This window comes from Streptomyces sp. NPDC025273 (assembly GCF_040638585.1).
GTDB lineage: Bacteria > Actinomycetota > Actinomycetes > Streptomycetales > Streptomycetaceae > Streptomyces > Streptomyces cinereorectus.
Genome location: NZ_JBEZYP010000001.1, coordinates 166,905 through 189,191, shown reverse-complemented (window position 1 = coordinate 189,191; position 22,287 = coordinate 166,905). Strand labels below are relative to the sequence as shown.

Genomic DNA, 22,287 nt, shown 5'->3' with positions numbered 1-22,287 from the left:
AAGTGGATCGCATGACTGCCACCGCTCCTCTTCGTGTCGGGCTCGTCGGCTACGGCCTGGCGGGCTCCGTGTTCCACGCCCCGCTGATCTCGGCGACCGAGGGCCTCGTCCTCGACACGGTCGTCACGTCGAACGAGGAGCGGAAGGCACAGGCCCGCGCCGAGTTCCCCGACGTACGGTTCGCGGACTCGCCCGACGACCTCCTCGCGCGGGCGGACGAGCTGGACCTGGTCGTGATCGCCTCACCGAACAAGACCCATGTCCCGATCGCGAAGGCCGCGCTGAAGGCCGGACTGCCCGTGGTCGTGGACAAGCCGCTCGCGGGCACGGCCGCCGGGGCACGCGAGCTGGCCGCGCTGGCCGACGAGCGCGGGCTGCTGCTGTCGGTCTTCCAGAACCGCCGGTGGGACAACGACTTCCTGACCCTGGCCCGTCTCGTCGAGGACGGTGAGCTCGGCGAGGTACAGCGCTTCGAGTCCCGTTTCGAGCGGTGGCGTCCGGAGCTCAAGGGCGGCTGGCGCGAGTCGGGCGACCCGGAGGAGATCGGCGGCCTGCTGTACGACCTGGGCAGCCATGTCGTCGACCAGGCGCTCACCCTGTTCGGCCCCGCGGTCCAGGTGTACGCGGAGTCCGACGCACGCCGTCCGGGTGCGGCGGCCGACGACGACACCTTCCTCGCGATCACGCACGCGAACGGGGTCCGTTCGCATCTGTACGTCAGCGCCACCACGGCCCAGCTCGGCCCGCGTTTGCGGGTGCTGGGCTCGAAGGCGGGCTACGTGAAGTACGGCCTGGACCCGCAGGAGGCCGACCTGCGCAAGGGTGTCCGCCCGGCGCCCGGCGCGCCCTGGGGAGAGGAGCCGGAGGAGCTGTGGGGGCGTCTGGGCTCCGGCGAGTCACCGCTGACCGGCGGCGGCGACCCGGTCCGTACGCTGCCGGGCGACTACCCGGCGTACTACGCGGCCGTGGCGGCCGCCCTGCGCGGCACGGGCGAGAACCCGGTGACGGCCCTGCAGGCCGCCGCCGCGCTGGACGTCCTGGAGGCCGCGCGCCGTTCCGCCCGCGAGGGCGTGTCCGTCACCCTTCTTCCGCACCACGACGAGGAGAGGCACGCATGAGCCCCATCACTCCGACCGTCTCCGAGCTGATCGCGCAGGAGCGGCGCCTGACGCTGCCGCACTTCGGCTACGACGACGCGTACGCGCTGGGCAGCCTGCTGGTCGCGCTGGCCCGGGACCGGCACGCCCCGGTCGCGATCGACATCCGGCGCGGCGCCCAGCAGCTGTTCCATGCCGCGCTGCCCGGTTCGAGCGCGGACAACGACGCCTGGATCGACCGCAAGCGCAGGGTCGTGGAGCGGTACGGCGAGAGCTCCTACCTGGTCGGGACGCGCTTCCGGGCGAAGGGCACCACCTTCGACGAGTCCTCCCGACTGGACCCGGACACGTACGCCGCGCACGGCGGTTCGTTCCCGATCGCGGTGGAGGGCGCGGGCGTGATCGGCTCGGTCACGGTCTCGGGCCTTCCCCAGGCGGAGGACCATGCGCTGGTGGTCGAGGCACTGGAGCAGTTCGCGACGCGCCGCCCGTCCTGACCGGCGCCGCGCGCGGAAGGCTCCGCCGGAACCGGCGGAGCCTTCCGCGCGCCCGTGCGGGACGGGGAGCGCGGGCGGTCCGTGGAGCTGTTCGACCTGGTGCGGGTCCCGGGCAGTCGGACCGCGTTCCGCTCCGTTACGTCCCCTACGCGTCCTTGAGCTCCTGCCGCTGCCGTCCCAGCCCCTCGATCTCCAGCTCGACCACGTCGCCGGCTCGCAGGTAGGGCTTCGGCTCCGGCCGTCCCAGGGCCACCCCGGCCGGGGTGCCCGTGTTGATCACGTCGCCGGGGTACAGCGTCATGAACCGGCTGAGGTAGCGCACGACCTCCCCGACCGGGAAGATCTGGTCGGCCGTCGTGCCGTCCTGTTTCAGCTCGCCGTTGACCCACAGCTTCAGCGGCAGCGCCTGCGGGTCCGGCACCTCGTCCGCCGTCACGAGCCACGGCCCCAGCGGGTTGAACGTCTCGCAGTTCTTGCCCTTGTCCCAGGTGCCGCCCCGCTCCAGCTGGAACTCCCGCTCGGAGACGTCGTGCGCCGTCGCGTATCCGGCGACGTGCCCGAGCGCCTCCTCGGCGGATTCCAGGGAGCGGGCGGTGCGGCCGATGACGACCGCGAGCTCGACCTCCCAGTCGGTCTTACGGCTGCCGCGCGGCACGAGCACGGTGTCCTCGGGGCCCACGACCGTGTCCGGGGCCTTGAGGAACAGGATCGGCTCCTCCGGGATCGCCGCCCCGGTCTCGGCCGCGTGGTCGTGGTAGTTCAGCCCGATGCACACGATCTTGCCGATGCGGGCTACCGGCGGCCCGATCCGCAGCCCTTCCGTGTCGATCGGGGGCAGCACCTCGGGTGTCTGTGCCGCCTCCCGCACACGGGCCAGCGCCGACGCGTCGGCGAGCAGGTCGCCGTCGATGTCGGTGACGAGGCCCGAGAGGTCACGCAAAGTCCCGTTACGGTCAAGCAGTGCCGGGCGTTCCGCGCCCGCCGTACCGACTCGAAGCAGCTTCAACGGTCCATCTCCCCTTGGTCGAGATCGAGCCCGTCGGTGGGTTGCGGCCAGCGAAAGGCTCGGTCGATCCTCCAAGACATCGGATGACTCCGCAATACCTTGTTCACTGACTGGACCGGGCGCGCGTGCCGTACGCGTACGGGCCCCTCAGAGCGCGGGTGCGAGGGCGGCATCCGCGGCCGGGGTGTCCCGGTAGAGGTACGCCCGCTCGATCGCGGTCCAGGTGGTGCTGGTGACGATGTACAGCGCCGCGGCCAGCGGCACGAAGGCCACGGAGAAGAGCGTGAGGAACGACATCAGCGGCATGATCTTCGTCATCGCCCCCATGCCGGGCACCGGCTGTCCGTCCGGGCCGGTGGCCGGGGTCATCGGGTTCTGCGCCATCTGACGCTTCGTGCGGCCGTAGTTGAACGTGGCGACGGCGGCGACGATCACGAACAGCGCCAGGTAGACCAGCGCCTGCGCGCCGAACGGCCCGCCGTCGGCGAGCGCGTTGTGCCAGCGCTCGCCGAGCGGGGCCGAGAACAGCTCGTGGCCGAGCAGCGAGTTGGGTTCGCCGCCGATCTCCTGACTGGAGAAGAGGTGGTAGAGCAGGAAGAAGGCCGGCATCTGGAGCAGGCTGGGCAGGCAGCCGGAGAGCGGCGAGACCTTCTCCGCGGCGTGCAGCTCCATGAGCGCCTTCTGCATCCGCTCGGGGTTGTTGGCGTGCTTCTCGCGCAGCTCGGTGATCTGCGGCTGGAGTTTGGCGCGGGCCTTCTGCCCGCGTGCCGCGGCCCGCGACAGGGGGTGCACGGCGAGCCGTACGAGGGCGGTGAACAGGACGATCGCGGCGGCCGTGGACGCGGTCTGGAAGAACGGCTGGAGCAGATCGGCCAGCGAGCCGACCAGGCTCGCGAAGGCGGACATGAAAGCGGACATGGGTGAGCCCTCCGGGGGGTCTCGTCGTGCCGGGATGAGTGGAGCTCGGCAGGACGACCCGCGCGGGGAGTGCGGAGAGGTGCTGGTCCCTACGCGGCCGTCAGGAGGGCGGATCCGGGCGCTCGGGGCCTGGTGCGCCCCCTGGCGTCGGGGTCGCGCTGAGGCAGGAACGCGGTGCGCTTCTCGCGGTCGCGCATGGCGGTGCGCACCCGGGTGCGGGGCACGGGGGCGGCGCAGCGGGCGCTGATGACGGAGCAGACGAGGAGCGCCGATCCGGCGGCCGCGGTGGCCGCGAGGGCGACGGCGGCGGAGAGGCTGCCGCCTTCGGCGAGCAGGACCTCGGTGAGGAACAGGACGAGGAACGCGGCGGGGCGGAGCACGGGCCGGAGCAGCTGGGCGGCTCCGCGGCGTACACGGTCGGTGTCGCTCATCGGTGCCCCCCTCCGTGGTGTGCGAGGCGCGCGCGCCCGCGATGTGTCCTTCAGCCGTTATACACGATCGGTCTCCAGCGGCTGGAGGAGCCGGCGGGGGACGAGCAGGGCCCGGCTGACCGGATCGGCCGGGTCGGGGTCGAGTCCGTGGCCGGGCCGCATCTCCACGTCCTCGGGCGGTACGTCGGTTCCGCAGGCGGGGCACTGTCCGTAGGAGCCCAGCTCGGTGCCGCACGCGGCGTGCACGAAGACGCGCATGGGGAGGGTGCCGGTGATGTGTTCGCGGCCCCAGAGTCCGATCGAGCGCAGGGTGGGCCAGAGGGCCTTGCCGCTGTCGGTGAGGACGTACTCGTCGCGCGGGGGTGATTCCTGGTAGCGGCGTCTGACCAGTACCCCGGCCTCGGTGAGGGCCTGCAGCCGGCCGGCCAGGACGGCGCGCGGGATGCCGAGGTGGGCGAGGAAGTCGTTGTACCGGCGCACGCCGTAGAAGGCGTCGCGCACGACCAGCAGGGTCCAGCGCTCGCCGATCACTTCCAGCGCGCGGGCGATCGAGCACTGCTGGGTCGCGTAGTCCTTGCCGAGTGCCATGGGATCACTTTACCTCCACAAGGTTCGGTGAATGAACCTACCGTGCTAGCGTGACCCCGTCCGGTGAGTTCATTCACCGAACCCACTGCGTGGAGCCGGGGTCCGCACCCGGATCCCGAACCCGGAACGCCTTTGCCGGGTCGAGCCCCGAAGGGACGTCATGACCCAGCAGCCCGCACGGACCGAGCCCGCACCCGTCCTGCGGACACCCCCCGGCCGCGCGCACCGTCCCGGCGCGACCCTCGCCGTCACCAGCGCCGCGACCACCGTCGCGCTGATGAACTACACCGCGCCGATGACGACGCTCCCCGACATCTCCGCCTCCCTCGGCACCCCGGCCGCCGCCCAGGCCTGGCTGCTCAACGGCACACCGCTCGGCCTCGCCGTCCTCCTCCTCGTGGCGGGCAGCCTCGCCGACGACTTCGGCCGCCGCCGGCTCTTCCTCACCGGCACCCTGGGCCTCGGCGTCACCACCGCGCTCGGTGCGCTCGCCACCTCCACGCTCGGCTTCACCCTCGCCCGGGTCGGCCAGGGCGCGGCGAGTGCGGCGATCCTGGCCACCAGCCTCGGCCTGCTGGTCGGCGCCTATCCGGTCGGCCACGCGAGGATCAGGGCCATGGGCGTGTGGGGAGCGTTCGTGAGTGCGGGGATCGCGCTCGGCCCGCTGCTCGCGAGCTCCCTCGGCACCGTCGACTGGCGCCTGACGTACGTCGCCCTCGGGCTCGGCGCCCTCGTCACGGCCGTCTTCGGCTTCCGGGTGCTCACCGAGTCCCGCGCGCCTCGGGCCGGGCGCCCCGATCTGGCGGGCGCCGCCGTGCTCGGTCTGGCGATGACCGCGCTGCTGACCGCCCTGACGCTGGGCCGGGACGGCTGGCTGCGCGCGCCCGTGGGCCTGCTGCTGCTGGCCGCGCTCGCCCTGTCCGCCGTGTTCGCCGCGGTGGAGCGCCGGGCGGCGGCCCCGCTGATCGACCTGGCGCTGTTCCGCAGCCGGGCCTTCCTCGCGTCTGCGGCGGGCGGGCTGTTCACGGGACTCGCGGTCATCGGCCTGTTCAGCTATCTGCCGACGCTGCTCCAGCACGCGCTCTCCTTCTCGGCGCTCGACTCGGCGTGGCTGTTCCTGCTCTGGTCCGGCACGTCGTTCGTCACGGCCCTGCAGTCGCGCCGGCTGACGGGCAGGGTGGCGGCCCGCCACCAGCTGGCGGCCGGATTCCTGCTGCACGGGCTGGCGGTGCTGCCGCTGCTGGGCACGCTCACCGGCGGTAGCGGGAGCGCGAGCGCGTCGGTGTGGCTGCGACTGGTGCCGGCCTTGGTCGTCGCAGGCATCGGCAGCGGCCTGCTCAACGCGGCACTGCCGCGCCTCGCCGTCGAGTCCGTGCCGCCGGAGCGTGCCGCCATGGGGTCGGGCGCGAACAACACGGCCCGCTACCTCGGCTCCTCGGCCGGTGTCGCCGTCACGATCGCGGTGGCCACGACGCCGCTGGGCGCGGACGCGGCGGTGCTGGTGTCGGCGGGGACGGCCCTGGCGGCCACGGTGGGCGTCCTGTTCCTGCGGGAGCGCTGACCGGGGCGGTGCCGGAGCCCCGGCTCCCCGGGGCTCCGCCCCACGCACCTCGCCCGTGGGCGCGGGTCGTTCTCCCGGCGGCCCTGTGGCCTCCACCACCGCTCCACCCCGCGCTCTCTCACCTCGCCCCCGCACCGCAGTACGGTGTGGTGCATGCGCCCCGACACGCCTGCCGCCCACACCACCGAAGCCGAGCGCCTGCTGCGCACCGCGGCGCAGTATCCCGAGGACCACGAACCGCTGTTCCTCCAGGCCGCGGCCCATCTGGAGCTCGCCGGAGACCGCGCCCGCGCCACCGCCCTCTACGACGAGCTGCTCGGCTCCCCCGGAACGACGGTCGAGAACCCGCACCTGGTCAAAGCACTCAAAGCGGCCAACCTCTGGGAGTACGGCCACGAGGCGGAGGCCCGCGCGATCATCGACGGCATCCGTGTCGCGGCCCCGCTCGACGCGGCACCGTGGGAGATCGCCGCGGAGACCCTGGAGGGCCATGACGAGCTGGAGTCGGCCCACGACTTCTTCTCGACCGCGCTGACGATCCTCCTCACACCGGGCGAGGAAGTCCCGTACGCCACCCAGTCCTTGCTCGTCGGACGGCACCGGGTGCGCAGGCTGCTCGGAGTCGGCCACGACCCGTGGGACGAGCTGGCCGACACCCTGCACACGGCCGCCGTCCCCCTCGACGAACTGCACGACCCGAAGCGCCTGTGGTCGCTGGGCTCCTCGGACCCGGGCGAGCTCCAGGCGGAGATCACCCGCCTGCGCGCCGAACTGGGCACCTACCGCACGGCGCTGTCCCGCCCGTTCCCGGTGGCCGTGCTGCACTGGCCCGAGGACGAGCTGAGCGAACTCCTGAGCACGTACCCGGAGTTGAATCAGGAGTACGCGGGCCACGAGGATCATCTGGCCCGCCTGGAGGCGGCGTTGCGGGATCTGCACGCCGCGGGCACGCCGAATCTCGGCATCGTCACGGGCACGGTCCCCTCGTACGAGGCGTTCGCCGCGTCGGAGGCGGCGTCCCCCTCGGACCCGGACCTGCTCCCCCAGTACGCCACCACCCTGGCAGCCCGCGGCCGTGCCGTCCCGTGGCCGCCGGCGCGCAGTGCGGCGTGCTGGTGCGGTTCGGGGCGCGCGTACCGGGAGTGTCACGGGGCCGCGTAGCTCCGGGCCCGGTGCTTCGGGGAACGCCGTCGGGGCCCTCCTCCGGTGTCGGTGGTGACAGCGGACGTACGGGGGGCACCGATTACTTCCGGGCGCGCCGACGGTCATCAGTGCAACAGGCCCCGGCCTCACCACCGATCGCCTGCCCACGACGAACGAGACGAACGGGACGCAACGACATGACCGACCCGGTAAAGGGCCCCGCGAGCTACTTCCCCTCGATCGAGAAGAAGCACGGCCGCCCGATCGCGGAGTGGAAGCGCCTCATCCGCACCTCACCCCTGACGGGACACATGGAGCTCGTCTCCTGGCTCAAGTCGGAGCACGGCCTGGGCCACGGCCACGCCAACGCCCTGGTGGCGCACACGCTCGCCGAGGACAAGGCGGCCGAGTAGAGCCACGGCGGCCCGGCAGCCGAGGAATCGCGGCGGCGCGGGCCGAGTTCCCCACCTTCGGCGACGACCTGGACGAACTCTGCCGCTGAACACCCGGGCCCGCATCGCCCGCGCGCCCGCCCCGGTGAAGCGGCACCCGGCGTGCCGGAGCGTCGCGGGCCGGGCGCGTCCCTACATGCTCGCAGCGACCTCGCTGCGCAGCTGGGGCAGTTTGTCGTGCAGCACGCCCGGGCAGAGGGTGGTGCCGAAGTCCTTGTGCCCGTAGATGCGGCTCGGTGCGACGCCGTACTGCTTGCAGACGTACGCGCAGAGCACGACCAGGACCTCCCACTGAGCCTGCGGGGGCTGGGCGCCGTCGTGATACGCGCCCTCGTTGGCGATGCCGATGGCCTGGTCGTTCTGCCCGGACGTGTGGGAACCGAGCACGAAGTTGCTGCCGCCCTGCAGGGTGCTGAGGCTGCGGTGACGCGCCTCGGTGATCCAGCCGCCCCGGCTGACGAGGAAGTGGTAGCCGCTGTCGATCCACCCGTTCTTGTCCATGTGCAGGTCCTGGACCCAGTGGGCGTGCGCGTGGGCCTGGGCGCGGGAGAAGTCGGAGGTGTTGGCGCTGACCGTGTGGTGAACGATGATCTTGTTCGGCCGCCTCGGCACGAGAGTCACCGCGCTGCGGGGCGGGCGTGCGTTCCACTGCGCGGTGCTGTCGATGTCCGGCTCGACGGCACTCGCGGCACGGGCGGTTCCGGGTAGGGCGGCGGCCACCAGCCCACCCGTACCGGCGAGCAGGATGTGGCGGCGGCTCGGCTTCGGAAGGTTCACGGTGCACTCCTGGTCTGCGGTCGTTCCGGCCGGCCGCGCCGTGGCAGCGACGGCGGCGGTGGGGGTGGCGGAGACAGCGCGGGTGCGGCCGGGCGAGCCCCCGCGGGAACTCGCCCGTCCGCCGTCGCAGGGGCGTCGGTCACGCCGTGTTGTTGGCGAGGGCCAGGAGTCGCGTCATGGTGCCGTTGAACTTGTTGCGGTCCACGTCACCGGCGACACCGCTGACCCGGCCGGTGGCGGTGTACTGCCAGATCGTCCAGGTGGGGAATCCGGCGGGGACGGTGGGGCTGCTGACGCCCCAGTGGGCGATCCAGAGGGGCGCCTTGGTGGACATGCCGGTCCAGCTGCCGGTGCAGGTGTTCCACCAGCTGGCGGTCGTGTAGATGACGACGTCCCGGGTCGTACGGGCCTTGTACGTGTTGTAGAAGTCGTTGATCCACGTCCGCATCTGCGTGGTGGACAGGCCGTAGCACATGGCCCCGTACGGGTTGTGCTCGATGTCGAGGACGCCGGGGAGGGTCTGGTTGTCCCTGGACCAACCGCCGCCGCTGGAGGCGAAGTAGCCGGCCTGCGTCGCACCGTTGGAGACGTTCGGGCGGGCGAAGTGGTACGCGCCCCGGATCAGGCCGGCGTTGTAGGAGCCGATGTAGTTCGCGCTGAAGTTGCTGTCCTTGTACGTCGTGCCCTCGGTGGCCTTGATGTAGGCGAAGTCGATGCCCGCGGCCTTCACCGAGCCCCAGTTGATCGCGCCCTGCCAGTGGGAGACGTCGATGCCCTGGACACCACTGGTGTCCATCGTGGACATGCCCCCGTCGCCCGAGGCCTGGGGGCCCTGCTCGATGCGGGTCCCCGCCCCCATCCACGCGTGTCCCTGCTGCACCGGCCTGTCGGGGCCGGGGGGCGCGGCGGCCACGGGCCCCGCGCTGGTCACCAGCAGGGCGGCGACACCGCTGAGGACGCCGGCGAGGAGGGCGGCTCTGGATCTGACGAGTCGGCGGGTCGGAGAACTGTACGCGGGCATAGCTGCCTCCGGGCACGTTGAGGGGACGGTAGTGCCTGGCATCCGATAATCGGATGCCATGGACACGACATGAGTAACGCACGAGTGACCAGGGGCGTAAAGAGGCGTGTTGGCCTAGACCTCTGACGCGCCGCGTCAGCTGGGCCGACGCTCGGAATTGGCAGAAACTTTCAGATTTGAAGGGTCGGGCGGAAGCCGATTTCGCCATGCCGGAGGAGGACATCCCGGCGCAGCGCCGACGAGTGCTCGCTTCGTTGGACCCGAACCCACCGTGTCCCGAAGCTCCAGGCCCGCGCTCCTGATCACCTACGCAACCCGCGACGAGATGAGACTCGGCCATGCCGAAGGGGCGCAAGGACGACGGGTAGCGTCGTCGCAGATGGGATGACGAGTCGCGTGTCTTGAACAGGGCTGCGGGTCAGCTCGCTGCGCTCTCGCTCCGAGACTACGAGCGGCACCTCGACACAAGCTGATCCCGGAGCGCCGCTACCGACCACGACGGACAGATGACCGCCCACGGAGCAACTCTCACGCACTTCCCCTGGTTTCGGTCATGAACCACAAGGCCCCCACCGACCGAGTCCCCATCAAGGTCCATCACTACGGGACCTGAGCTTGCCACTCAGGTCAGCTGGGCGGCGTGGGCAAGCCCAGGGCAGGTGAGGCCCTTTCGTCCACTTTCCCTGTTCCGGCATCGACGTAGACCGGGTAAGTGTCGCCACCGGCCACGACCGGAATCATCCATTGCGCCCGCCAGTCCCCTTCGCGCCGGATGGCCAGCAAGTTCCCTGCATCTGTCTTAGCTCCGCCCGCGAACTTGGACGCGATGGTCGCAGCTTGCTTCTCACTCACCCGGCGCGGGGGAAGTGAGACGGGTCCCTCCACATGACAGGACAGCAGCGCCGAGACGCGGCCGGCTCGATTGATCTGCACGTCCAGACGCATTGGCATAAGCACCCCGTCAATGCGACTACGCCAACTGACCATCCAGCCAAACTCCGCATCATCGCCGACTGGGAACGACTTCACGTGCGAATCCTTGAGACCCCACGGGAAACGCTCCTTCGCGTACGTTGTCGCTATGCGGAGCGCATCGTCAGGCGTCCTGGGTGCGGCTCCGACTCCCGCCACCGCAAAGCTCCCAGGCCCAGGCTCGCTTGAGCCTTCCAGGCTGACCGTGAGCAGTTCTTTGTCCGGCCAGCTCAGCTCTGCGAACCCCGTCTCCAGGGTAATCAGCAGTAGGTCAGGTGCCCCGTTCTGCCCGGACTGGAGCTGCACGTTCGCAACGTCGAGGTGGTTATCGAAGGCGGCGGTAAGGACCTGCTGCGCCTGAGTCTTTGCGTCGCGGCCCACGATCTGCAGACTTGTGGAGTCCAGAGCCAGCGGGGTGATCCACGCCCTCCACACCATGGCGCAGACGACGAGACCGGCCACGAAGACGACAGCCGTCGACTTCGCCCCAGAACGCAGAGAATTGAGCTCCCCGCGGGCAGCTCGAACTGCGGCCCAGCCGACAAGCGTTCCAGCTCCCGCCCCGAGTACGTTCGTCAGCACATCACTGCTATCGCAGCTTCGCCCCACCCATGGGGCGAGCGCCTGCCCGAGCTCGGTCACCACCGACAACAGTGCGCCACCCAGGAAGACAGGAAGGATGCGCCGAGCCGCAAGAACACCGAAGAACCCGATAGGCAAGAACATTGCCACGTTCAGCAGGCCCTGCTCCGTCGCGAAAGGTTCACTGTAATTCCGGTTGAGGACACAATGCCCGGACACATGCCCCGGGGACGGAAAGAAAATAGTGACGCTCAACTCCGCCGCCAGAACGGCGGCCAGCCCGGCATAAGCCCATGGGCGATGCAGGAACCTCTTCGCAGCGAGATAACTCAAGAGAGCAGCGAACGTCACGGCGGCCATGGCGATCAGGACGAAATCGCCTCGACCATGAAAAAGAGCTTGCAGCATGTGCGCAAAACCTTCGAACGGGACCGCCTCGCCCCACGTGAGCCGCAGGACGGAATAGCAAGGGAGGGGACTCAGCAGGCACCGGAACGGGTCTGAAATGCCAACTGAACGAAAGCCAACATCAGCCCGATAGCGGAGTAGCAGTCTGAAGTCCATTTACGGCTACACGAATTACTGCCGGTCACACCTGCCGCGTGAGCGGATGCCGAGCCCTACGTGGTCGCATCGAGGGAGCTAGGCCAATGGATGCCAACTGGACGCTTCACCATCAGGCTCCAACCAATATCTAGACCTACTCAGCCATAGCCGCAGGTTGACGGTCCCGAGGTGCACCATCCGTTAAGAAGCGTTCGAACTCATCAATCAGCGCTAAATTTTCTCTGAGCGGTCCACCCACCGAGAGCGATGCTGTTCCAAGCACTTCCGATCGATGTGGTGGCGGTCGCGCTTGACGTAAAGATCTCCAAGCACCCGATGGGTGAGTCCATCCACAATCTTGAGATCATCGGTGATGAGGCGCACCCCATTATCGAAGAGCACATGACAATTGGGGCACAGGCATAGTATGTTCCCCTGGACATCCCGCCCCTCATGCGGCCTACCAAGTGCGTGTATATGCGCCCCCTCACTGTATCGAGCACCGTTGGCATCCACTACGATCGGCACCTGGCACATCTGGCACGTGTTCTCGTACAGGGCCTTTATGGCGCGGGTTGCCAACGTATTGCGAACACGTCGCTGCGTGGCAACGTACTTCGCGGTCACTCGCTCAAGAGGGGTGAGCTCACTACTGGAGTCGGTCGCGAGGTCGCCCGACTCCCGAGCCAGCTCCTTCGCGAGCCTGAACTGCCACATCAGATAACCGCGCTCGGTGCGCACACTCCAGTAATCTTCCACAAGGTAGAGGCCTCTGTAGCGATAACCCTCGGTTGCTTTACCTCGCTTGATCCCAAGACCCCGCACGAATCGAATAGGTAGACCCTCCCGAAAGTTACGCACCATTCCCTCATTGACGCCCGTCAGGGCTTGGTTACCAGTGATGTGTCCGTTCCTGTCGGGATCTCCGCCCTGGGCCGTATAGATCACGATGTCGCCCAGATCCTCGTCTCCGGCGTACCCGCCGCTCGCGACGATGGAATCAACACCCTCATGTGCTGTGCCTGAGATGCCTCGCCCCCGGAAGCGGTGGACGTCAGCCGCATGCAACTCATCGTGGCTCTTGAACCATTGCCCCTCCTCCACATTCGGTGGAGGACCAAAGTAGATCGACTTCGACGGCTTGGGAGACATGCGAACATGTTGCCGACGTCCGATAGTTCTACGGTGCCGGTGGTCGATCATGGCTGTCTTTGACCTAAATGTGGCTTAAAATAGCTGCCACACAAGAGCTTCAGACCTCCACTCTTGGGACGAATCACCCAGCGCGTCAGCGTCGCCGCTGCGACTCCCTCCCCGTGAGCGCTGATCGGGTCCGGATCAGTCGTTCCACGCGGTCAGTTACCCCTTCATCGCGGCAACCTGCCCCGCCCGCTCGACGAGCGCCCGCACAGCCCGCACCCTGCGGTACGGAACGAGCCGCTTCCGCATGGTGTCGAAGTGGTCGTCTCCCCGGGCCGTCGACAAACCCACGTAGTCGTCGAGGAAGGTGTCCCAGGTGGCACACGCCTCCTCAATGTGGCCCAGCTCGTATTGTCGGTGGGCCATCACCGCGTTGGCATGCAGGCGTCCTTGTCGTTCCTGCTTCGGCTGCGTCCTGATCGAGGTCTTCAGAGCGGCGATCGACCCCGGTAGGTCCTTCGTCTCATAGAGGACATGTCCAACGTGGAACTGGTACGCCGTCTGGTCATACCCACCGATGGACTCCCGCCTGGAGTCGGCCTGGGAAAGTGCCACCTCGGCCTCACGCAGCCGTGTGAAGGCCTGCTTGCGGTCGCCGACCAGCGCTGCCGCATGTGCCTGCTGTCCGCGCAGGAAGGCAACCAGCCGTGGACCCGCCTTCGGCGCGGCCTCGGCTGCGGAATCCGCCAGTTTCAAGGCTGTCGCGCCATGACGCAGGCTCGAAGCCTGGAGGCTCATGCCGCGCAGCGTGCGGCAGTACGTCACGTGGTCACCGGCTTCCGTGGCGAGCTTCAGCGCCTTGACGTAGTAGCGCTGCCCGAGGCCGTGCTCCCGCTCGTACATCGCCATCCAACCGGTCAGGTAGGTCAGGTCCGACGCAGCGGAGAGCATGTCGCTTCTCACCTGTTCGGTGGCCGATGCCCGGAGGTACGGCGCGACGGTGTTGACGAGAAATGCCGCGGCCATCGGCCGCGCATGCCCGCCACCCAGCTCGTCGAGGATGTCCGCGATGCGGTCGGTCATCGTCCGCACAGTGGCAACTTCGGCAGTCCCGATGCGACCGGTGGGTTTCGTTGCACGTTCCCTCTCCTCCGCCTGCGCCTCACCGGCGAAGAGGGGTACAGCGAGGGCTGCCGAATACAACCCGGCGGCGAGGACACCGCGTCGCGAGGGATCCATGTCTGACCTTCCCAGGTCCAGAAGCGACTCGACGGTGTCCCCGTCGCGAGGGGTCTCACCGCGTCTCGGCTGCTGCAGGCCTGCCTCGGCGTACGTCAACGGCCGGCCAAGCCTGCGCTCCAGCACTTCGAGGATGATCCGTCTGGCCTGTTCCCTCGGCTGCGTCCCGCTCAGCCAATGGGAAACCGCTGAATGGTCGTACTTGAGGGGCATCCCATGCTGAACACCCACTCGATTCACAGCGTTGGCGAGCTGCGTACGTGACCATTGCGCCTGCTCAAGCAGGGTCTCGAGTCCCGTATTGCGGTCGCCCTGGGGTTTCTTGGCCATCGCCAACTCCCGGATGATTCACGGCTTTCACGGTCACGCCTCCCACTCACGGTACCCGGATATGCACGTCCCGCAGTTAGCTCTTCACACACCGCAATCGAAACCGGACAAGAGAGGATCACATGATGACTGCCGTGGCAGGGGGCCATGCTTCCGACCCTGATGTCGTCGGGTGCGAGGCACTACCAGTCGATCTGGAGGACATCAGCGACTCGGTGGACAGGGCACTGGCCATCAGGCTGTGCATGCCGGATCGGCAGGAGATCGACTTCATGGCGAGCCGGTTGCGCGGGGCGCTGAACCTCTTCCTTGCAGAGGATCTCGGATTCTCCGCAAACCAAGAGGCACGGCAGATGCGCCGCTCCGCCCACCGCCTCTTGGAGTTGCTTGCTCGCCCTGACGCCGAGACCCCTCAGTTCACGGCCTTCGAGTACACGCGCGAGCTCGCTCGCGTGACGAAGTACTTCGTCGGCCTCTGGCGGGAACATCACCCAGCAGGGGGCCACGATGGATGACCACGGAGCAGCGAGGTCCGCACTGCCTGTTCGGGAGCCCGGCGCAGCGTTGCGGGAGTTGCTGCGGGTCGAGGCCAACCAACGACCCTCGCCGCCACAGATGGCTGTCATGGGTCAATCGATCCCGAACTCCAGGTGTAGTTGCGGCCGATGTGAGTCCCTGAACTGGTGAGGCCAGTTGAAGAGGCGCTGCCGTCTCTCGAGATTCTCAGCTCGCACCGTTGGGTGAGCGCCGGCACCTGCGGTACGTGGTCGACCTGACCTGTGGCGCATGATCGAGGCTGACAGGCTCATGCCGTGTGGGAATGCCTCCCCTCGTCATTCCCACACTGCCGCGCTGCACGCCTGCCTCGCCGCTGGTGTCTCCACCGGAGCTCGGAACCCGAGCCTCGGAACCCGAGCTCCGGGCCAGGTCGTTCACTCCTTCAGGGGGCTGCGGAGGGCGCCGGGCCCGGCGCTTGAGCTTCGGGATTCGGGGGTCTGGATCCGGGGGCCGGGATTCGAGTGGTGTCTGTATCCGGTAGGGGAAAGAAGGGGTTGAGGAAACCTCCCCGCCCTCCCTGACCCGTCACGGCCAGCAAGTATGACTAATCGTGACCAGCTTGCGGCGCGGAGTCGCGACTGCTTACGGTGCCCACAACTGAACGACCCCGACGCGGTGTTAGCGCACCAGGCCGGGGTCTCACCCCAAGATCGTTAGGACCCGATCTCGTGGCTATCGAGCACCCTAGCTCCGCCCTGCGCGCCCCCGCATCCTCACGCCCGTACCGAGAAGCCCCGCGTGGATACGGCAAGCGATCCGTACCCCGGCAACGCCCCTCCGAAGCGTCGGACTTCGCCTTCCTGCCGGAGCGCGAGCGGTACGTCGCCGGTTACGTCGACCGTCTCCCCGACGGCGCCGCCATGGACATCAAGTCCCTCGCCAAGGACCTGCCCCTGTACGGGCAGATGGCGATCGGCAGCGCCCTGCGAGCCCTGGGAGTGGCCGGGCACCTCCGCCACGTACGGTGCCGCGTCGAGCGTCTCGGCCAGAGCCGCTGGGTCACCCTCACCTACTGGTCCCGCACCGCCCACGACAACGAGTGGTGGACCGCCTACCTCTCGGCCGAAGACGGCCAGGACGGCCAGGACGGCCAAGGTGCCCAGGACAACCAGGGCGACCTCGGCAGCCGGGTCAGGCGTGCCGCCCCGGAGGCCGTCACCCCGCCGCCGCCCTGGGTCCCTGCGGACGCGCAGGCCGTCCCCACGGGAGCGCCGGCCCTCGCGGCCGAAGCCCCGGCCGCGGCTGCGGCACCTGTCGCGCCGCTCCGGCCCGGGGCACGGCCCGCCCCTGCCTCGCCCGCCTACCTCGCCCTCGCCCGACTCGGGCAACGCGAACCCCGCCTCGCCCTGTCCGCGGCCGACTGCCGGGTCCTGGAGGGCCTGGCCGCCGAGTGGTTCGTACGCGGTGTGGACGCCGACTACCTCACCCACGCTCTCAGCTCCGGCCTCCCCCGAACGGTCGGCTCCCCCGTCGGGTTCGTGCGTCGCCGCCTCGTCGACAAGCTCCCGCCGCACCTGCCCGCCATCCCGGGCTCCCCCGCCCCCACCCGCCGCCTGCTGGTGGAGTGCACCGCATGCGGGGCCCCCGGCCACCCTGAAGCAATCCCCGACGGCCTCTGCCGCGCCTGCCGGCCCGCCCTTGGGCACGCAGCCCCGGCCGCGTCGGCAGTGCCTGCCGGGCCGCCCGCCGTGCGTGATGTCCACGCACTGGTGAGCAGCCTTCGAGGCCTGCTCCGCACCCCGTCGTAGGCCGCCCACGGGTGACGGGTGACCGCCCGCCCGGGACAGCCCGTCAGGACGGCCCGTCCGGGAACGCGCGTACCCGCGCCGCCCGGGAACCACCGCGCTCCCTCCCGCCGTCCTCAGGCTCGAACCTCCGTGCGAGTCACTCCGAGTGCCGTGCGGGCCACGTCACGCACCCGAGGAGAAGCATGTTCGCCCACGGCAGCACACGACCACGGAACAGCGGCCCGGGAAGCATCGGCGACTCATCGCGGCGCGGTGCTCGTGCCGCCCTGTCGGCCGGCTCGCGGGCGGCGCTCCTCGTGCTCGTCCTGGGGACCGCGACCGCCTGCGGCCAGACGACATCCAGCGGCAGCCAGGAAGCCAAGGAATGGGCGGTCGGCGACTGCGCCGGGCCGGACACGAGCAAGTCCGAGGACGGCTACCAGGCCCTCGACTGCGACGACCCCAAGGCGACGCTCAAGGCGCTGGAGATCCAGGACGGTGCCATGTTCGCCCAGTCCGTCCAGTGCCCGGCCGGGACGGACGAGATCATCTCGGTGAAGATCTCCTTCGGCGGCGGCGACGCCTCGACCAGCGGCATTCCCAGCAAGACCGTCTGCGGGCGCAACCTGTCCGGCGAGCATCCCGGCGACGCCGGCGCGGGCGGCGGCCAGCTGGTCGTCGGCGACTGCGTGGACGACCAGGCGAAGGAGATCGCCTGCGCAGGCGCGAGCGGGGCCGTGAACAAGGTCCTCGCCCTGACCAAGACGGCCGAGGAATGCCCGTCGGAGGCGAAGGACCCGATCGACCTGTTCCCCAGCCCGGGCCGCCCGTACGACACGATCTGCGCCTCGGCCACCTGACCTGTGCGCGGTCCGGTGGGCGGCCCGTGCGGGGCCGCCCACCGCTCGCGTCGGGCCTGCGGTGCTCCACACGATGTGCGCGCGACATCTTGACCTGTCCCTGACGAGATGGCTTTATGGGAGCGCTCCCATCCCGCTCCCCTTCCCTCATTTCCTTTCCGATGCTCAGGTTTCTTGGCGCTCACTCATCTGGAGTCGCAGTGAGAACAACACGAGGTACGGCACGAAGCAACCCCCTCATCGCCCTGCTGGCCGCCCTGGCCACCCTCCTCGGACTGGTCGCCCTCGGCGCCCTCGGCCCGGCCACCGCCCAGGCCCGGGAACGGGCCGCTGAACAGGCCCCGAAGCAGGACCGCCCGGCCGGCGCCGCGGCCGCCACCGGTCTCCACATCAGCGACGGCCGTCTGCTCGAAGGCAACGGCAACGACTTCGTCATGCGCGGCGTCAACCACGCCCACACCTGGTACCCGGGCGAGACGCAGTCGCTGGCCGACATCAAGGCGACGGGCGCCAACACCGTCCGCGTCGTCCTCTCCGACGGCCACCGCTGGACCAGGAACGGTCCCGCGGAGGTGGCCGGGATCGTCGGCCAGTGCAAGGCAAACCGGCTGATCTGCGTCCTGGAGGTGCACGACACCACCGGCTACGGGGAGGACGCCGCGGCCGGAACGCTCGACCACGCCGCCGACTACTGGATCAGCCTGCGGGACGTACTCACCGGCGAAGAGAACTACGTCGTCATCAACATCGGCAACGAGCCCTGGGGCAACACCGATCCGGCGGGCTGGACCGCGCCCACCACCGCCGCCGTCCAGAAGCTGCGGGCCGCGGGGTTCGAGCACACGATCATGGTGGACGCGCCGAACTGGGGCCAGGACTGGCAGGGCGTCATGCGCGCCAACGCCCAGGCCGTCTACGACGCCGACACCACGGGCAACCTGATCTTCTCGATCCACATGTACAGCGTCTACAACACCGCCGCGAAGGTCACCGAGTACCTGAACAGTTTCGTGGACGCCGGACTGCCCCTCCTCATCGGTGAGTTCGGAGGCCCGGCCGACCAGTGGGGCGACCCGGACGAGGACACCATGATGGCCGTCGCCGAGCAGCTCGACCTCGGCTACCTGGCCTGGTCCTGGAGCGGTAACACCGACCCGGTCCTCGACCTGACGATCGACTTCGACCCGAGCCGCCTCAGCTCCTGGGGCGAGCGCATCTTCCACGGCGTCAACGGCATCGCCCAGACCTCCCGGGAGGCCACGGTCTACGGCGGCGGCGACCCGGGTGACACCGAGGCCCCGACCGCTCCCGGTGCGCCGACCGCCTCCGCGGTGACGGCGACCTCCGCCGCCCTCACCTGGACCGCGGCCTCCGACAACGTTGCCGTCGCCGGATACGACGTCGTCCGCGTCAGCGGCGGAACCGAGACCACGGTCGCCGCCTCCGCCACGAACAGCGCCACCGTGACCGGCCTGACCGCCGGCACGGCGTACACCTTCGCCGTCTACGCCCGGGACGCGGCCGGGAACCGCTCGGCCCGCTCGGCCACGGTGAGCGTCACCACCGACGAGGACGGCGGCACTCCGGGCGTGGGCTGCTCCGTCGGTTACCGCGTGGTCGGCGACTGGTCCGCCGGCTTCCAGGGCGAGATCGTCATCCGCAACACGGGCACCGCCGCCATCGAGGGCTGGACGCTCGGCTTCGCCTTCGCCAACGGCCAGACCATCACCAACATGTGGGGCGGAACGCCCGCCCAGAGCGGCGGCACGGTGAGCGTCACCCCCGCCTCGTACACCTCGTCCATCGCGGCCGGCGGCTCGGTCACCGTCGGCTTCACCGCGGCGCGCGGCGGTACGAACACCGCCCCGACCGCGTTCACCCTCAGCGGCGCCACCTGCGCCACGGCCTGACCGGGGCCGGACACCGGCCGGCAGGGCGTACGCGTCCCTGTCGGCCGGCCGCGCCCACCCCCGAAATACGGGCAGACCGACGAGAATCCGCCACCTCCTGGGCCGGATACCGGCATCCACCGCAAGACGTCACCCGCACATGGCGGCACGGGCCGGCTGCACGGCCGTGCGTCCCACAGCGGCCCCTCCCGGAGGAGCGGCGCCCGAACGGGGCAGCCGCACGGGCTCGTGCCGGCGCACAGCCCGCCTATGTGATCCTGACGTCATGGCTGATCAGCGCGAGGTTGTCATTGTTCCGTGGCCCGGCCCGGGGCCGGTTGCCGAGGCGGGGCCGGCCGGCCTGCTGGCCGCCTACCATCTGGCCACGGAGGCCGAGAAGGGTACGCCCGCCGACGGCGTGGCCGAGCTGCCGGAGCGCTACCGCGCCGAGGTCCTGGACCCGCGGGCCGCGTTCGCCGGCGATGTCGTGCTCGTGGCGTCGAGCGGGGGCACCCCCGTGGGCTGCGTGGTGGTGACCGCGCCCGACGAGGAACGGTCCGAGATCAAGCGGCTCTGGACCGACCCCGCGTTCCGTGGCCGGAGCGTGGCCTCCCGTCTGATCGAGGCCGCGCTCACCCACTGCGCGGAGAGCGGCGTCGGCGGGGTTCGGCTCTCGGTGTGGGACTGGCGCACGGGGGCCATCGCCCTGTACGAGCGGCTCGGCTTCGCCGCCACCGAACCGTGGGACGAGAGGGACCGACTCGTCTGCATGGAGCGCGCCGTATGAACGGTTGGCGCCCGCGGCGCTCCGCGGATCCCTCTGCGGGGCGCCGCATCCGCTCACAGCCTTCAACAACTGGTGAAGGCCTGCTCACCCCCGCAGACCCGCACGGGAGACACTCATGCTGTTCGTCATCGCCCTCATCGGAATCTCCAGCTTCGGCTTCACATTGTGGTACTCGGTGCGCGTCGCCGGAATGCGCGGCCTGCCCGCGTGGCGCAGGTTCCTCCCCCTCTGCCTTCTTGTGCTGTCCGTCGCGGCCAGCCTGCTGCGAGCCGCCGACATCCCCCAGGTCGCGAACGCTGTCGCCTTCCCCCTGCTCCTGGCTGCGATCGCGGTGTCCCTGGTGGAGGTACGGGCCGAGGGCAACCGGCGCACAGCAGCAGTGACGCAGTAGAAACCCTCGCCCGCCCCGTCTCCGGGCACACGTCCGTCATCGGCGTCCCGGCCGGTGCCTCGCGGCCGGTGAGGAACAGCGGACCACGGGCGCGGCCCGCGATCAGGCGAGACAGCGGCTGGGCTCTGCCGGACCGCCGGAGAAGCTCTCCGGCACACCGGACCTCCCCCGCGCCTCACACATCTTCAGGTGCGTAGGCGCGCGCTGACTTCGCGCACCGATTGCGGCCACGTCCGACACGCGGCACGCCCCGGCCTCCCCGCCGGGTGCCGGAGGTCGCGCCTCCGGCACCGGGGAGGCGTCACGGGGCGACGCCTTTGCACATGAACGCCTCCGCCAGGCCCCGCTCGCCCTGTCCCTACGCGGACGGAGACGCGGACGGGGAGGAGGCCGGGGGCACCGCCGTCACGCTCAGCGGCAGGAGCTCCGGGCGCTTGGCGCTACGGCCGTCACCCGAGGACCTGCCGCGCAGCCGGCGGCCGATCCAGGGGCCGAGGAATCCGGCCGCCCAGCGCACCTCGGCTCCGGCCGCCCGCAGGCCCGTCGGGTGCGCCTGGGGCGGCAGGGGCAGCGCCCACGACTCGTCACTGCCGGGCAGGTGGAGGGCGTACGCGGCCGCCGCGGCGATCCGGGCGTGGCCCAGGGGGCTGGCGTGGAGGCGGTCCTCGCTCCACAGGCGCGGGTCGGTGGCGACCGCCAGCGGGGCGAAGTCGGCGACCGTGACGCCGTGGCGGGCCGCGGCGGCGCGGATGCGGGCGTTGATGTCGAAGACGCGGGACCGGACCGGCCGGGCGATGGGCGCGATCTTCCCGACGTCGGGGAAGGTCAGGGTGACCACATGGGCCCCGGCGGCCGTGAGCGCGGCGAACATCTCCTCCAGGTGTCCGGCCACCTCCTCCGCGTCGAACTTCGGCCGGAGCAGGTCGTTGACCCCGGCGACGACGGAGGCCAGGTCGGGGCGCAGGGCCAGCGCGGGCGCGAGCTGTTCCGCGTGGACCTGGGCGGCGACCCGTCCTCGGACCGCCAGATTGGCGTACCGCACACCGGGGCTGACGGCATCCAGGTGCTCGGCGAACCGGTCGGCCCAGCCGCGCAGGCCGAGGGTGTCGTCCCCGTCGCCGACGCCCTCGGTCTGGCTGTCGCCCAGGGCGACGTAGCGCAGGTACTCACCGCTCGGCATGGCTGCTCCGTCTCTCTCCCAGTACGGCCGCGATCCGCCGGCACCACTGCCGGTGCTCCCGTTCGAAGGACAGGCCGCGCAGGCAGGTCAGGTAGGGGCCGATGCGCTCGCCGGTCCGCAGGAACTCCTCCTCGTCCGCGTCGCCGCGCAGCCGGAGCAGCAGCTCGCCGAGCAGCTCGATCTTGGCGTCGGCCGCGGCGGCCCGCTCCTGAAGCTGCTCGATCACCGAAGCCGTGCCGATGCGGTCGGCGGCCTGCACCTTGACGAGCAGGTCGTCGCGGATGAACGAGGGCTTCGACACGTCGGCGGCGAACCGCTCCAGTTCGGCCTGACCGGCGTCGGTGACCCTGAAGAGGCGCTTGTTGGGCCGGGATTCCTGGATCACCTGCCGGCCGGCGACCAGCCCTTCCCTCTCCAGCTTGGCGAGCTCCGTGTAGAGCTGCTGAGGCAGGGCGTGCCAGAAGTTCGCGACGCCGATGTCGAACGCCTTCGCCAGCTGGTATCCGCTGTACTCGCCGTCCAGCAGCGCCGCCAGCACGGCATGCCGCAAGGCCATCGCCGCACCCCCTTCGTTCTCCGTGTCCGTCTGTGGGAC

The 22,287-nt window shown here is 70.1% G+C and carries 22 protein-coding genes; 11 read left to right on the top strand and 11 right to left on the bottom strand.

Annotation, left to right across the window (positions count from 1 at the left end; translation table 11 throughout):
* Window positions 1-11 precede the first annotated feature (11 nt).
* Together AB0F38_RS00820 and AB0F38_RS00815 are read left to right on the top strand one after the other, a co-directional pair.
* Window positions 12-1,118, top strand: coding sequence for a Gfo/Idh/MocA family oxidoreductase (locus tag AB0F38_RS00820; RefSeq protein ID WP_361884756.1), 1,107 nt, complete (start codon window positions 12-14; stop codon window positions 1,116-1,118).
* Window positions 1,115-1,594 (top strand): heme-degrading domain-containing protein, encoded by a 480-nt coding sequence (locus AB0F38_RS00815; protein WP_361884754.1) that lies wholly within the window; start codon window positions 1,115-1,117, stop codon window positions 1,592-1,594. The genes AB0F38_RS00820 and AB0F38_RS00815 overlap by 4 nt, the downstream gene beginning before the upstream one ends.
* Window positions 1,595-1,739: 145 nt before the next feature.
* Here the strand turns inward: AB0F38_RS00815 and AB0F38_RS00810 are convergent, their stop codons facing one another.
* From AB0F38_RS00810 to AB0F38_RS00795, 4 genes are all read right to left on the bottom strand, one after another.
* Window positions 1,740-2,600 carry a fumarylacetoacetate hydrolase family protein gene (locus AB0F38_RS00810; protein ID WP_361884752.1) on the bottom strand — a complete coding sequence of 287 codons (861 nt, stop codon included), beginning with the start codon at window positions 2,598-2,600 and terminating at the stop codon, window positions 1,740-1,742.
* Window positions 2,601-2,747: 147 nt separating this feature from the next.
* On the bottom strand, window positions 2,748-3,518 hold the full coding sequence (locus AB0F38_RS00805; RefSeq protein WP_361884750.1) for a YidC/Oxa1 family membrane protein insertase: 771 nt from the start codon (window positions 3,516-3,518) through the stop codon (window positions 2,748-2,750).
* A gap of 89 nt (window positions 3,519-3,607) precedes the next feature.
* Window positions 3,608-3,949 carry a DUF6412 domain-containing protein gene (locus AB0F38_RS00800; protein WP_361884748.1) on the bottom strand — a complete coding sequence of 114 codons (342 nt, stop codon included), beginning with the start codon at window positions 3,947-3,949 and terminating at the stop codon, window positions 3,608-3,610.
* Window positions 3,950-4,006: 57 nt separating this feature from the next.
* Complete coding sequence (locus AB0F38_RS00795; RefSeq protein WP_361884746.1) at window positions 4,007-4,537, bottom strand: helix-turn-helix domain-containing protein; 531 nt, start codon at window positions 4,535-4,537, stop codon at window positions 4,007-4,009.
* 160 nt (window positions 4,538-4,697) lie between these two features.
* Here AB0F38_RS00795 and AB0F38_RS00790 point away from each other — a divergent pair, with 160 nt between their 5' ends.
* From AB0F38_RS00790 to AB0F38_RS00780, 3 genes are all read left to right on the top strand, one after another.
* Complete coding sequence (locus AB0F38_RS00790) at window positions 4,698-6,098, top strand: MFS transporter (RefSeq protein ID WP_361884744.1); 1,401 nt, start codon at window positions 4,698-4,700, stop codon at window positions 6,096-6,098.
* Window positions 6,099-6,251: 153 nt separating this feature from the next.
* Window positions 6,252-7,259: an SEC-C domain-containing protein gene (locus tag AB0F38_RS00785; protein WP_361884742.1), complete on the top strand. Its 1,008-nt coding sequence runs from the start codon at window positions 6,252-6,254 to the stop codon at window positions 7,257-7,259.
* A 179-nt stretch (window positions 7,260-7,438) separates the two neighbouring features.
* Window positions 7,439-7,654: a DUF4287 domain-containing protein gene (locus AB0F38_RS00780; RefSeq protein WP_361884740.1), complete on the top strand. Its 216-nt coding sequence runs from the start codon at window positions 7,439-7,441 to the stop codon at window positions 7,652-7,654.
* Between the two features lie 171 nt (window positions 7,655-7,825).
* On the opposite strand, the gene AB0F38_RS00775 is transcribed toward AB0F38_RS00780, so the two are convergent.
* The 5 genes from AB0F38_RS00775 to AB0F38_RS00755 all read right to left on the bottom strand — a co-directional run bounded on the left by AB0F38_RS00775 (window position 7,826) and on the right by AB0F38_RS00755 (window position 14,300).
* Complete coding sequence (locus AB0F38_RS00775; protein ID WP_361884738.1) at window positions 7,826-8,470, bottom strand: N-acetylmuramoyl-L-alanine amidase; 645 nt, start codon at window positions 8,468-8,470, stop codon at window positions 7,826-7,828.
* A gap of 139 nt (window positions 8,471-8,609) precedes the next feature.
* Window positions 8,610-9,491 carry a lysozyme gene (locus AB0F38_RS00770; RefSeq protein WP_361884736.1) on the bottom strand — a complete coding sequence of 294 codons (882 nt, stop codon included), beginning with the start codon at window positions 9,489-9,491 and terminating at the stop codon, window positions 8,610-8,612.
* 627 nt (window positions 9,492-10,118) lie between these two features.
* Complete coding sequence (locus tag AB0F38_RS00765) at window positions 10,119-11,453, bottom strand: VanZ family protein (RefSeq protein WP_361884734.1); 1,335 nt, start codon at window positions 11,451-11,453, stop codon at window positions 10,119-10,121.
* 369 nt (window positions 11,454-11,822) lie between these two features.
* The gene (locus AB0F38_RS00760) at window positions 11,823-12,743 is read right to left on the bottom strand and encodes a YDG/SRA domain-containing protein (RefSeq protein ID WP_361884732.1); all 921 of its coding nucleotides are present in this window, start codon (window positions 12,741-12,743) and stop codon (window positions 11,823-11,825) included.
* Window positions 12,744-12,950: 207 nt separating this feature from the next.
* Window positions 12,951-14,300 carry a hypothetical protein gene (locus tag AB0F38_RS00755; protein ID WP_361884730.1) on the bottom strand — a complete coding sequence of 450 codons (1,350 nt, stop codon included), beginning with the start codon at window positions 14,298-14,300 and terminating at the stop codon, window positions 12,951-12,953.
* 122 nt (window positions 14,301-14,422) lie between these two features.
* Here AB0F38_RS00755 and AB0F38_RS00750 point away from each other — a divergent pair, with 122 nt between their 5' ends.
* The 6 genes from AB0F38_RS00750 to AB0F38_RS00725 all read left to right on the top strand — a co-directional run bounded on the left by AB0F38_RS00750 (window position 14,423) and on the right by AB0F38_RS00725 (window position 20,512).
* Window positions 14,423-14,815 (top strand): DUF6415 family natural product biosynthesis protein, encoded by a 393-nt coding sequence (locus AB0F38_RS00750; RefSeq protein ID WP_361884728.1) that lies wholly within the window; start codon window positions 14,423-14,425, stop codon window positions 14,813-14,815.
* Window positions 14,816-15,526: 711 nt separating this feature from the next.
* Complete coding sequence (locus AB0F38_RS00745) at window positions 15,527-16,606, top strand: MarR family transcriptional regulator (protein ID WP_361884726.1); 1,080 nt, start codon at window positions 15,527-15,529, stop codon at window positions 16,604-16,606.
* Between the two features lie 182 nt (window positions 16,607-16,788).
* Window positions 16,789-17,445 (top strand): hypothetical protein, encoded by a 657-nt coding sequence (locus AB0F38_RS00740; protein WP_361884724.1) that lies wholly within the window; start codon window positions 16,789-16,791, stop codon window positions 17,443-17,445.
* 200 nt (window positions 17,446-17,645) lie between these two features.
* The gene (locus AB0F38_RS00735) at window positions 17,646-19,355 is read left to right on the top strand and encodes a cellulase family glycosylhydrolase (protein ID WP_361884722.1); all 1,710 of its coding nucleotides are present in this window, start codon (window positions 17,646-17,648) and stop codon (window positions 19,353-19,355) included.
* A gap of 265 nt (window positions 19,356-19,620) precedes the next feature.
* Window positions 19,621-20,121: a GNAT family N-acetyltransferase gene (locus AB0F38_RS00730; RefSeq protein WP_361884720.1), complete on the top strand. Its 501-nt coding sequence runs from the start codon at window positions 19,621-19,623 to the stop codon at window positions 20,119-20,121.
* 115 nt (window positions 20,122-20,236) lie between these two features.
* Window positions 20,237-20,512, top strand: coding sequence for a hypothetical protein (locus tag AB0F38_RS00725; RefSeq protein WP_361884718.1), 276 nt, complete (start codon window positions 20,237-20,239; stop codon window positions 20,510-20,512).
* A gap of 358 nt (window positions 20,513-20,870) precedes the next feature.
* On the opposite strand, the gene AB0F38_RS00720 is transcribed toward AB0F38_RS00725, so the two are convergent.
* Together AB0F38_RS00720 and AB0F38_RS00715 are read right to left on the bottom strand one after the other, a co-directional pair.
* Window positions 20,871-21,692: an SGNH/GDSL hydrolase family protein gene (locus AB0F38_RS00720; RefSeq protein ID WP_361884716.1), complete on the bottom strand. Its 822-nt coding sequence runs from the start codon at window positions 21,690-21,692 to the stop codon at window positions 20,871-20,873.
* Entirely contained in the window at window positions 21,679-22,248 is a 570-nt protein-coding gene (locus tag AB0F38_RS00715) for a PadR family transcriptional regulator (RefSeq protein WP_361884714.1), read from the bottom strand. The genes AB0F38_RS00720 and AB0F38_RS00715 overlap by 14 nt, the downstream gene beginning before the upstream one ends.
* Window positions 22,249-22,287 lie beyond the last annotated feature (39 nt).